The organism is Noviherbaspirillum sp., assembly GCF_035627455.1.
In the GTDB taxonomy this organism is placed as follows: Bacteria; Pseudomonadota; Gammaproteobacteria; order Burkholderiales; family Burkholderiaceae_D; genus Noviherbaspirillum.
The window spans coordinates 1-11,089 of record NZ_DASPLS010000004.1 but is presented as its reverse complement, the minus strand read 5'-3'; the positions used below and the strand labels follow the sequence as shown (position 1 = coordinate 11,089).

The 11,089-nt window shown below is 67.9% G+C and carries 8 protein-coding genes and 1 riboswitch; all 8 genes read right to left on the bottom strand.

Going from position 1 to position 11,089, the window contains the following annotated elements:
* Positions 1 to 261: 261 nt before the first annotated feature.
* Entirely contained in the window at positions 262 to 2,763 is a 2,502-nt protein-coding gene (locus tag VEC01_RS00640; RefSeq protein ID WP_324897723.1) for a penicillin acylase family protein, read from the bottom strand.
* 126 nt (positions 2,764 to 2,889) lie between these two features.
* Positions 2,890 to 3,855, bottom strand: a complete 966-nt coding sequence (locus VEC01_RS00635) for a lipase secretion chaperone (protein WP_324897721.1) — start codon at positions 3,853 to 3,855, stop codon at positions 2,890 to 2,892.
* 9 nt (positions 3,856 to 3,864) lie between these two features.
* Complete coding sequence (locus VEC01_RS00630; RefSeq protein WP_324897719.1) at positions 3,865 to 4,797, bottom strand: triacylglycerol lipase; 933 nt, start codon at positions 4,795 to 4,797, stop codon at positions 3,865 to 3,867.
* Positions 4,798 to 5,090: 293 nt separating this feature from the next.
* Positions 5,091 to 5,468, bottom strand: a complete 378-nt coding sequence (locus VEC01_RS00625) for a hypothetical protein (RefSeq protein ID WP_324897717.1) — start codon at positions 5,466 to 5,468, stop codon at positions 5,091 to 5,093.
* Between the two features lie 46 nt (positions 5,469 to 5,514).
* Entirely contained in the window at positions 5,515 to 6,141 is a 627-nt protein-coding gene (locus tag VEC01_RS00620; RefSeq protein ID WP_324897715.1) for a 3'-5' exonuclease, read from the bottom strand.
* 71 nt (positions 6,142 to 6,212) lie between these two features.
* Positions 6,213 to 7,475 (bottom strand): diguanylate cyclase, encoded by a 1,263-nt coding sequence (locus tag VEC01_RS00615; protein WP_324897713.1) that lies wholly within the window; start codon positions 7,473 to 7,475, stop codon positions 6,213 to 6,215.
* A 58-nt stretch (positions 7,476 to 7,533) separates the two neighbouring features.
* A complete protein-coding gene (locus VEC01_RS00610) occupies positions 7,534 to 9,723 on the bottom strand; it encodes a S8 family peptidase (protein WP_324897712.1) in 2,190 nt (729 codons plus the stop codon).
* A gap of 41 nt (positions 9,724 to 9,764) precedes the next feature.
* Positions 9,765 to 9,864, bottom strand: a riboswitch (cyclic di-GMP riboswitch).
* A gap of 136 nt (positions 9,865 to 10,000) precedes the next feature.
* A partial coding sequence (locus tag VEC01_RS00605; protein WP_324897710.1) for an AI-2E family transporter occupies positions 10,001 to 11,089 on the bottom strand: 1,089 nt, incomplete at its 5' end.

Genomic DNA, 11,089 nt, shown 5'->3' with positions numbered 1-11,089 from the left:
GACCGACACCGACACCGACACCGACACCGACACCGACACCGCCGGCCTGACCATCAGAGCGTCCGGATAAATGTAAAGGATCGTAGGATAGGCGGGGCCGCCGAGCTAAAGCGTGGCGAATCTCATCGCGCTCGGCTACGGATCATGGCCGGCTTCGCTGCGCTCTACCCACTCCTGGCCCGCATCCGGACTGTCTGCTACGCGCAATCCGTTGTGCATGCCGCGTATGACGCCCGGCGCCGCCGCCGTCGTACGCCGCCTTCATTTCAGCGGCTGCAGCGTCAAGGCCGGCCCGTACGCCTGGTCGATGTTTTCCTGCCTGAACGGCAGCGTGTGATAGCGGCCGTCCAGGTACATCTTGATGCCGTCGTCGTAATGGCGGCTGCTCGGATGCGCGGACTGGCCGGAGCTGTTCATCGCCAGCATCGGTTCCTCCCGCGAGAAGTCGACGATCAGGCGCATGGTCGGCACCAGCCAGGTGTCGAAGTCATGGCCGAGGTTGTAGGCCGATACGTTGAGCGTGGTGTGGTCGCCGCCGGCGGCGAACGGGCCGCGGTTGAGCACCTTGTCCATCGAATCGATGCCGAGCCGCTGCTTCAGGCTCAGCATCGGGGCCATCTTCGCCGCTTCGGTCTTCCAGTGGTAGGTGTGCAGCTTGCCCCAGCTCCAGCCCTTGCGGTCCTTTTCCAGGTTCTTCTCGAGATAGTCGATCGCGTCGGCCAGCGCGGCGGCGATGATGTCGGCCTTGGTTTCCTTTTTCGGCGTCTTGATGTCGTCCCAGAACGGGCTGGCGTCGGCGCCCAGCAGGTGGTCCATCGGCGCCGAGTAGCTCATGTTGGACAGCCGCACGAAGGCCTTCCAGTTCTCGCCGCTCGCCGGGCCAAGCTCGTCGAGGAAGGTGCGCCGGGTGAAGGTGTGCAGGAAGGCGCCATGAATCGCTGCCTCGCGCGATTCCGGCGCCAGGTTGCCGTCGAGCTGCAGCAGGCCGGTCAGCGCTTCCCGCGCCCTGGCCTGCCGCGGCCTGGGCAGCGCATGCAGCGCTTCCTCCAGCGCCGGCCGGTTCTTGTCCAGCCAGTCCTGCAGCTTGCCGACCAGCGGAGAGTGCCGGTCCAGCTGCATCTGCATGCTGTCCTCGGCGCTGTGGCGCTCGCTTTGCGACAGCAGCTGGTTGATCCTTTCGGAGCGCTCCGGATAGAACCAGGATGAGCTGAGCGTGTGCGGAAAATCCTGCGGCACGATGCGCTGGTTCGCGGTGCCGACGAAGCCCTGCGCCGGGTTGCGCGAGGACGGATGCAGCTCCGGGGAGAGATAGCCGTCCCAGTCGTACTCGCCGTCCCAGCCGGGGGAGGGCACCAGGCCGCTGCCTTTCTTGCGGATCGGATAGGTGCCGGTGACCTGCCACGCGATATTGTCGCGATCGCCGAACACCACATTCAGCGGCACGCCGCGCGTGTTCTTCAGCACCGCCTGCGCCTCGTCGATGGTCTTGGCGCGGACCATGTCGGTGAACGCCAGCGGGCTGCTGGCGGGATCGCCGACCGCGCTCTGGAATGCGAGGCCGTACGAGGTCTTGATGTGGGTCGGGAAGGAAATCGCCCTGGTCGGCGTCTTCAGCAGGGTGTTGAGCAGCGTGCCGTGCCTGGTTGCATAGTAGGTCTGCACCTCGGCGCTGCCGTCCTTGACGCGAAATACTTCCTGGCGTTCCTCGCAAGGCAGCCATTTGCCCTTGTACAGGTAATGCAGCTTGCCATGGAACTTCGCCAGCTTTTCCAGGAAGATGTCCTGGTTGTCGCCCATCACCATGGTGGCGCCCCAGGCGATGTGGCCGTTATAGCCCATCAGCGGGCCGGGCAGCCCGGCGATCGAGACGCCCGCCCAGTCGGTTTCCGGCGTCTTCGCATGCACGAAGTGCCAGATCGACGGCAACCCCAGCGGCAGGTGCGGGTCGTTGGCGACGATGCTCGCGCCGTCCTTCGTGCGCGACTTGTGCACCGCCCAGTTGTTCGACGCCGCCACCCCGGACAGGCCGTAGATGTCGTGCCGCTCCTGCACCAGCAGGATGCGGTCGATCGACTCGTCGATCCCGTTCAGGTTGATCAGCGCGAGCTTGCGCATTTCGTCCGCCGGCAGCGGCTGGTCCGGGTAGACCGGCGCCAGCCACGCGGCCTTCTCCGCGCCGACCGCCTGCGCCAGCTTGAGAATGCCGATTTCTTCCTGCAGGTTGGTCGAGAGCATCAGCTGGTTCAGCGCGACGATGGCAAGGGAATCGGCCGGCTTCCAGAATTCCGGGTGATAGTCGGTCAGGCGGAACGCGTCGGGCATGGCGCCGGAGGTCAAGTAGGCGTTCACGCCGTCGGCATAGCGCTGCAGCAGCCGTTGCTGCTCGGGCGTCGCGGCGTTCCAGTAGTTCTCCGCTGCCTGGCGCAGGTTCATTGCGCGCATGTAGCGGTCGATGCCGAGCACCGCTTCGCCCATCCATTCCGCCAGCCGGCCCTGCGCCACCAGCTTGGTGCCGACCATCTGCGACAGGCGGTCGGCGGCGGCGACATAGCCGAGCGCAAAGTGCAGGTCGTCGTTGTTCTTCGCTTCGATCAGCGGGATGCCGAGCTTGTCGCGGCGGATCGTCACCGTGTCGCCCAGCTTCGTGAACTGGAATTCGGCCGGGACCTTTTGATCGACATACTGGTTCTTGGGCAAACAACCCGCCAGCGCGAATGCGGCGGCAATGAGTGCTCCCAGCAAGGGGCGGCGCGGCGCTTTCATCTTTTTTTGCTCTCTCCTGGATTTTGTCCGGATGAGCTTAGGGTGCGTGAAATGCGATGCGGTTGAGCAAGCTCAATGCGGCAGACTATCGGCTCTCAAGGTAAAGTTTTCAACGCGGGCGGGCGATCAGTCCTGCGGTTCATACGCCGGCAGCCGTCGCTGCTCCTCGGGCGAAAAGCGCGCCTGCCGCAATTGCGCCAGCATGCCGTCCCGCTCTTCGGCCGCAAGCGGTCCGGCGGCAGCGAGCAGGCGCTTGCGTTCGGCGAGATAGGCGGCGATCCGGCCCGCCCATTCCTGCTCCTCGCGGTCCACCTGCGCCATGCGCGCCGCCGCTTCGGGCGACAGCGCCGCCGCGCGCATGCGGTAGATATCGTCTTCGCTCGCGCCCTGTGCGCGCATCTTCTGCGCGGCTTCTTCCAGGCGGACGACTCGCAGCGGCGCTTCGCGCGCCTCGCGCAACGGCGCCGGCAGCGCTGCGTCGAGCTGCGCCAGGCGTTCGCGCTTCTGTTCCTCGGTCAGGTCAGCATCCTGCATCACTTCCAGCCGCGCGATCGCGTCCAGGTCGGTGGCGTCGCTGTCGGCGAACATCGCCTGCATCTCGCGTTCGCTGAAATGGTGGCGGCGCGCTTCCTGCATCTGCGCGAAGCGCGCGCGCACCGCCTGCGCCGAGCCGCCGGCCTGCGCATTTGCCTGCGCCGACTTTTCGACTTCGACCAGCGCGCGCTTGTAATCGATGTAGCGCGCGAGCAGGCGCCTGGCCTCGGCGGCTGCCTCGGGCTTGAGGCGCTGCCCGAGTTCGCGCTCGATCTCGGCGCGGATTGCGTCGACCGGCGTTTCGCCGACCGCGCTCAGGTAGTAATCGAACAGCCGCACCAGTTCCGCGCTGGCGACCTGCTCCGCGGCCAGCGTGCTGTCGATCCGGCCGTCCGGCACCGTGCCCTGCAGCGAGCGCACGAAAGGGAAGAGATCCGGCGCCGCCTGCGGCGGCGTTTGCGGCGGGTGTTCCGGCTGCAGCCATTGCAGTCCGAACCAGGCAACGGCGGCCCCGAGGGCCGCCGCGCCGATCAGCAAGCCGCGCTTGGTTATCGGCATCCGTTCACCTTACAGTCCGAGGTTCTTCAGACGGTTCGCATGCTGGCGGTACAGCGTCACCGGATTGGTCTCGAACAGGTTGACCAGGCCGATCGTCTGGTTAACCTCGTCGAGGTGGTTCATGCCGTAGTCGTCGCGGATCACCTGCCCGAGATGCGTCGAGCAGCTGGCCACCAGGCCGTCGTTCTTGGCGCCGGCGAAGGCGAGCGAGGTGAGCGCGAGCGCCGGGTCGAGCACGTCGAGGATGTTGGTGTAGGGCTGCGCGCCGCTCCAGGAGAAGTAGCGCACGCCATTGACCATGTAGGCGCCTTCGCCGCAGGCGGTGGCCGGCACGCCTTGCGGATGGGCGGCGTTGAACCTCGCCGAGCCGGCGGTCGACAGCGATTTTGCAGCGTTGACCGCGTTCTGCGGCAGCGTCGGGCTGCCGGACAGGAAGCTGATGATCTGGCCCAGGCCGGTGGCGATCGAACCGAGCACCGCCTGCGACAGTGTGCCGTCGGGCGCGACGCCGAGCATGATGTCGGCCACCTTCGAGCCCTTGTTGACGCCGCCGACGCTGGTCACCGATGCCACCAGGTCGGGCCGCACCGATGCGACGTAGCGGATGGTCGGGCCGCCGTGGCTGTGACCGATCAGGTTGACCTTTGCCGCGCCGCTGGCCGCCAGGATCTGCTTGACCTGCGCCAGCAGCTGCTCGCCGCGCACTTCGGTGCTGTTGGCGGCGGACACCTGCGCGAGGTAGACCCGGGCGCCGTCGTTGCGCAGCGACGAGGGGATGTCGTGCCAGTAGCCGAGCGGCCCGATGTTATCGAAGCCGAACAGGCCGTGCACCAGCACGATCGGATAGCGGGTCTGGGTGTAGCCCTGCGCCCAGGAAGGCGCGGGCAGCAGCAGCAATGCCGCGAGCAGCGAAACAAAATACTTCCAGATGGATTGTTTCATCCATGTCTCCTTGAATTGGTATTTGTTTATTGATCGAGTCAGGCAGGCGTCCGCGCGTGATGCCGCCAGGACAGGGATGCATGCGGCGCGGGGAAACCGAGCAAGCGCTCGGTTTATAAATGTTAGTCGAGGTTTGGAAACATGCAAGGTGCGCGATGCAATGACGCAGCTCAAGCCTGTTGCCGCCAGGCGCGAAGGGAATGGGACCGAAAGGACCATCCGGCAGCGATCAACGCGCGCCGGCGGCACCATTGCTGAGCGGAGAATGCCCGGCGATTCGCCGGGTTGTTGCATCAATAGCATTGCATCCAGGTGCCATTGCCCTGGCAGAGGCGCCCCGACTTGTCGAGGTAGGCGCCGCCTTCTCCGCCCTGGTAACGCGTGCCCGCGCCCCAGCAGCCGCCCGGATCGCAGCCGGTCACCGGCACCGGCCCGGGCGGCACGGAGGATTGCGGCGGCAGGACGATGGCAGGCGCAGGCGGCGGCGTGGGGACGGTTCGCGCGGGCGCCGGCGTAATCGTACGGCGCGCCGGCGGCGCGGAGGGGGCCGGTGGTGCCGCTTGCTGCGCGGCGCTGCCGCTCACCTCGCGCGGCACATGCGGCCGGATGTCGGCCGAGGTGCACCCGGCAAGGTTCAGTAGGGCAAGAAAGGCAAGGCGCGCGAAAGGCATGGCGGGTCCCGGCGGCGACATTCCTTGGACCGGCCGGCGCCGCGCTTTATCCCTGCGCGCCAAACTCCTTGCGCAGGAAGTCCGGCACCTTTGCCGCGGCCAGCGCGTTCACGCGCGACAGCAGCTGCGGGTCGATGCTGGTCGCGCCATAGGTGCGCGCGAGGTGGCCGCCGATATGCAGCAGCAGGTTCGCGCTCACTTCCGCGTCCGCTTCCGCCCGGTGGGCCGCGCCGCTGAAACGGATGCCGAGCGCCGACGACAGCGCCGACAGCTTGTAGCCGGGCAGCCCCGGATAGAGCCGCCGCGACAGCTTCAGCGAACACAGCATGCGCTCATGTTCCGGCGCCAGTCCAAGCGCGCGCGCTTCGGCCAGCAGGAACTTCTCGTCGAAGCTCGCATTGTGCGCGGCCAGGGAGTCGCGGCCGATGAAACGCAACAGTTCCGGCACCACCCGCGACACGCACGGCGCGTCGTCGACCATCTGCTGTGTGATGCCGGTCAGGCCGGTGATGAAGGCCGGCACCCGCACATGACAGTTGACCAGCGACACGAAGCGCTCGACGATGCGGCCGCCGGCGATGCGCAAGGCGGCGACTTCGGTGATGCGCGCGCCTTGCCCCGGGCTCAGTCCGGTGGTTTCAAAGTCGAGCATCACGATCGGGCGTTGGTACATGGCGCAAAGGAGGGAAGGGACGTGGCGCGATTCTACGCGATGCGCGGCGCGCAGGCGTGGCCGGAATGATATTAATGCACCACGCCGGCCGCCAGCGTCAGCTCCGCGCCGGGTTGCTGCAGCACCACGCAATTGCGCCCCTTTTCCTTGGCACGGTAGAGGGCGGCGTCGGCCGCCGCGATCAGCGCCTGCGGCTGCGCGCCCTCGTCCGGATGCATCGCCGCCACGCCGAAGCTGGCGGTCACGCCCGGCGCCACGCGCGACGCCGCATGTGGAATCTGCAGGTCGACGATCGCCTGGCGCATCCGTTCGGCGATGGCGGCGGCATCCTCGTCGTCCGTCCCGGGCAGCAGCACGATGAATTCCTCGCCGCCGTAGCGGGCGACGAGGTCGGAGGAGCGCTGCGGCACGCCGCGCAGCCGCGCGGCGATCTGCTGCAGGCAGGCGTCCCCCGCCTGGTGGCCGTAATGATCGTTGTAATTCTTGAAGCAGTCGACGTCGACCATCACCACCGAGAGCGGCTGGCCCTCGCGCCGCGCGCGCCCCCATTCGACCGCCAGCCGGCGTTCGAACTCGCGCCGGTTGGCGACCGCGGTCAGCGCGTCTTCGGCAGACAGCCGCGCGAGCAGTTCGACCGCATGGCTGAGTTCGTCATTGCGTTCCTGCTCGCGCATGCGCGCCAGGTAGGCGCGGCGCTGGTCCTGGTCCATCCGGAAGCTGGCGATCAGGCTGATGCAGACCGCCGCGAAACAGAACAGCCAGTTGTTGAGGCGCACCTCCGGCGTCATGGACGCGACCTGCTCCAGCGCGTACGCATACATCGCGGTCATCAGGATCGACGTTACCAGTGCGCTGCGAAAGCGCAGCGCCAGCACGATATTGCCGAACAGGACGACAAGCATGACACCGGTCTGGTAATGGCCGGCGTTAGGGTGGCTGGAGAGGCTGGCGATCCAGGGAATGCTGAGGCCGCACGCAAGCAGGACCGCGGTCATCGCCGCCTCGCGCCAGAGCGGGCGCGGAATCCGGTACACATGGAAGGTCGCCAGCAGGAGCATCGGCACCACCAGCAGGAAGCGGATCGCCCAGGCTTGCAGGTAGGCATCCGGAAGCATCACGCGGTCGGTCAGCGCGAACGCACCGTACAGCAGCACCGCGGCCAGGCCGGTGCGCCGGATGCGGCGCTCGCGAATGCGGTCCATCTCGCGCTGGAACGCGCCTTCTATCCGTTCCGGAAATTTCCGGCGGCGGCTCCAGAAGCTGTGTTCCGGTTCCGTCCGCGGCGTCAACTGCGGCGCCGGTTCGACATCTGGCGGTAAGGATTCGTGAATCATAGGTTTGTGCAGCGAGCTTAACCCCGCGAGGATGGGGCGTCCAGCCCCTTCTCAAGAATCAGAACGACTTCAGGTAACGCACGGCGAGCAGTTTTTCCGTCGAGATGCCGACCATGTTGTTGGGATCGCGGCGCACCATGGCGGTGACGGCAAGCGTGGCGCCATAGGCGACCGGCGCCTGGTAGTTCAGCTGGACGCGCATCTCGCGCCCGAGCGGCACCATCGAGAATACCAGCCGCTCGCGCGCGGCGCCGCCGCTGCCAACCTGGCGCGACAGCAGGTCCATCACGATGCGTCCCGCATACGCGCGCATCGGCTGCGACAGCGACAGGCTAACCCGATCGCCCGGCTTCACCCGGTCGGCGGCCACCAGCGCGAAGGAAAAGGCGTTGGTGCGCGCACGCGAAATCTCGGTCACGAGGTTGTCGAGCGGCTGTGCGCCGGGCGTCACGCCGTAGGCGGCCTGGCCGGCGAGCGCCAGCTTGGGCGCAAGCATGAAGGCGCCCGCGACCTGCAGCGCGCTGGTGGACGCGCGCGGGCCGAACGCCAGCGCGCCGCTCGACCAGGCGCCAAGCCAGGCATTCGATTCGCGCGTCTGCGACATCGACACCGACAGCGCGGCGGGACCGAAGCGCTTAGACATTTCGAACAGACCGGCATGCGCCTTCGGCAGGCCGGCCGGCGCCGCCGGCCCGCCGTCCTGCGCTCCCTGCAGCGCGTCCATGCCGGAACCGAGCATGCCGACGCGCAGCTTGAGGCCGCCGACCTGGCGCGCCAGCGCGAGATGCGTGGCGCCGGGCGCCAGCGTGAAATACGGATTGGCGAGCGCCGCAACCTGCGCCAGCGCCAAGTCCTGGTCCAGGAGCAGCGCGCCGGCGCCAAAGGCCTGCGGCGCCAGGCCGCCCATGCCGAACGCCAACTCGCCGCCCTGCGCATCGCGCGCCGTCAGCGAGAATGCCGCAAGGCGGCGTTTCACGCCGGCGCCGGGCCGCGCCTGCACCTCGGTCAAGGCGGCCAGATGCAGGCCGTCGCCCAGCACCTGTTCGCTCACATCGAGCCGGCTGTCCATGCCGCCCATCACCTGTTCCATCGACAGCGGCGCCGGCCGCGCAACCGTGGCGCCGAGATCGAAGCCGAAATCGCGCTCGAAATCATCCAGCCCGACCACCCGCATCTGTCCCGATGCCGCCAGCTGCCACAGCTTGCTGGTCGCCGCCGACGGCTGCACGCTGCCGGCGAGCACATTGATCCTGCGCCCGTTCAGGGTGGTGGTAATCAGCGGGCCGACCGGCGCGAGCGCCTTTTCGACATTCAGCAGACCGCGTCCGTACACCGGGTCGATACCCGGCGCGCCCAGGTCGGTCGCGGTGACGAACAGGATATTGGCGACCTGGTCCGCGCGCAGCGCCGGCCACAGCTGCTTGATCAGGGCCGCCGCGCCGCTGACCATCGGCGTGGCCATCGAGGTGCCGTTCATGACCGCGTAGCGGCCGTCGAGGCTGGCCGAAAGGATGCCGGTGCCGGGCGCGACCAGGAACCAGGCGGCGGCATCGCCGGCGCGATTGGAAAATGGCGCGATGCGGTTGGCGCCGTCCACCGCGCCGACCGCGATGATCTGATTGCCGGCCCACGCCTCCCGCGCGAAGCGGGCCGGCCAGCCGGGCTGAAAGGCGCCGTCATTGCCCGCCGCCGCCACCAGCAGCAGGCCGGCGCGCACCGCTTCCCGCAGCGCACCAGGATCGTAGGCGCCATTGCTGGCCAGGCTCAGGTTGACGATGTCGGCCTTGCCGATCGCATGGCGCAGGCCGCTGTCGACCGCGGCGGTCGAGCCGCCGACATCGGCGAAAACCTTGACCGGCAGGATGCGCGCCTCGTAGGCAACACCGTAGATACCCTTGCCGTTGCGCGCGGCGGCGGCGATTGCCGCCACGTGGCTGCCATGTCCGGTGCGGTCGGCCGCGTCGCCGCCGGGCGAGACGGCGCTGAAGCCCGGCAGCAGCTTTCCGGCTGCGTCGAACTCGCGATGCCCGGCACTGATCCCGGTATCGAGCACGCCGATGACCACGCCGCGGCCGGTGATGCCGCGCAGGTGGGCGGCATCGGCGCGGATGCGGGAGAGGATGGCGCCGGAAGCGTCGCGTTCGGCGTCGCCGGCGGCCGGCAAATCCGTCGCGCCTGCCGGCGCGCCTGATGCGGCCAGCACGGCCAGCGCGATTGCACCGGGTCGGGACAGATTGGTGGAAAACATGGGTCGCCTTTCTCCGGCAGGAAAAAGGGCGACGCTGCGCCTGCGGCGGCCCCGCTGGCTTGCGGCACTGGGCAATGCCATTGCGCGCGAAGCCCGGAAGCTTTGCGTCCCCGCCTTTCGGCGGGTTTGCCCTTACGTCATATTTCCATTTTGCATGCTAATTCGGGAATTGCAAACGAAAGGTAACAGCGGCAACAGCGGCAAGTCGCCCGCCGACAACAGACATATCAAGGCGACAAGGAAGGCAGGGAAAACCGCGGGGAAAAATAGCCGAATGCTATTCGCGCAGGCGCTGGATGCGCAGCTCTTCGGGCGCGCGTTCGTCCAGCCATTCGCGCCAGACCGCGAGCAGCACGGCGACGATCACCGGGCCGACGAACATGCCGACCAGGCCGAAGGCGGCGAGGCCGCCGAGCACGCCGAACATCACCAGCAGGAAGGGGATCTGCGCGGCGGTGCTGATGACCAGCGGCCGGATCAGGTTGTCGACCCAGCTCACCACCAGCGTGCCCCATAACAGCAGGCCGACGCCTTCCAGCGTACGGCCGGTCACCAGCAGCCAGATACCGACCGAGCCCCAGACGAAAGGAGTGCCGAACGGCAGCAGCGCAATCAGGGCGGTGAGCGCGCCCAGCAGCGCCGGCGCATGCACGCCGGCGCCCCAGTAGCCGATCCCGGCCAGCAGGCCCTGTGCAAGCGCGGTCAGCACCAGCCCGTAGAGCACCGCCGTGGTGGTACCGCCGATGGCGTCGAGATAGCGGTCGGCGCGCGGGCCGATGAAGCGGCGCAGCACGCGCTGCACCTGCTGCAGCAGCACATCGCCGTCGCGGTAGATGAAGGCGACGGTCAGTACCGCGAACCCCAGCTTGGCCGCATTGCGGCCGACGCCGCCGACCAGGTCGGTCATCTGGCCGAACCAGCTCTGCGCCAGCTGCAGGGCTTCGGTGCGCAGCGACATCGGGTCGCCGGCGATCTGCTCGACCAGCTGCGCCAGCCGCGCGCCGATCCAGGGTATGCGCCCGAGGATTTCCGGCAACCGCTGCGGGCCCTCGTTGAGATAGGTGGAAATGGTCTGGTAAGCATAGATGAACTCGGTCTGCAGCAACCCGACCAGCCACAGCAGCGGCAGCACGAAGGCGGTGGTGAGCAGCGCGGTCATCAGCAGCGCGCTCGCGGTGCGCGCGCCGCGCATGCCGTGCCGCAGGCGGGCGTAGGCCGGCCAGGTGACGTAGGCCAGGATCACCGCCCATACCACCGGGACGATGAACCAGCGCAGCGTCATGTAGCCGAGGATGAACAGTCCGCCCAGCAACAGCCACAGCAGGAAGTTGCGGGTGGCGGCGGGAGCGTCGCGGTCGTTCATGGC

Bases quoted from the DNA above. Each gene is read 5' to 3' on its own strand.
- VEC01_RS00640 (WP_324897723.1), bottom strand. From the start codon at position 2,763: ATGAAAGCGCCGCGCCGCCCCTTGCTGGGAGCACTCATTGCCGCCGCA.
- VEC01_RS00635 (WP_324897721.1), bottom strand. From the start codon at position 3,855: ATGCCGATAACCAAGCGCGGCTTGCTGATCGGCGCGGCGGCCCTCGGG.
- VEC01_RS00630 (WP_324897719.1), bottom strand. From the start codon at position 4,797: ATGAAACAATCCATCTGGAAGTATTTTGTTTCGCTGCTCGCGGCATTG.
- VEC01_RS00625 (WP_324897717.1), bottom strand. From the start codon at position 5,468: ATGCCTTTCGCGCGCCTTGCCTTTCTTGCCCTACTGAACCTTGCCGGG.
- VEC01_RS00620 (WP_324897715.1), bottom strand. From the start codon at position 6,141: ATGTACCAACGCCCGATCGTGATGCTCGACTTTGAAACCACCGGACTG.
- VEC01_RS00615 (WP_324897713.1), bottom strand. From the start codon at position 7,475: ATGATTCACGAATCCTTACCGCCAGATGTCGAACCGGCGCCGCAGTTG.
- VEC01_RS00610 (WP_324897712.1), bottom strand. From the start codon at position 9,723: ATGTTTTCCACCAATCTGTCCCGACCCGGTGCAATCGCGCTGGCCGTG.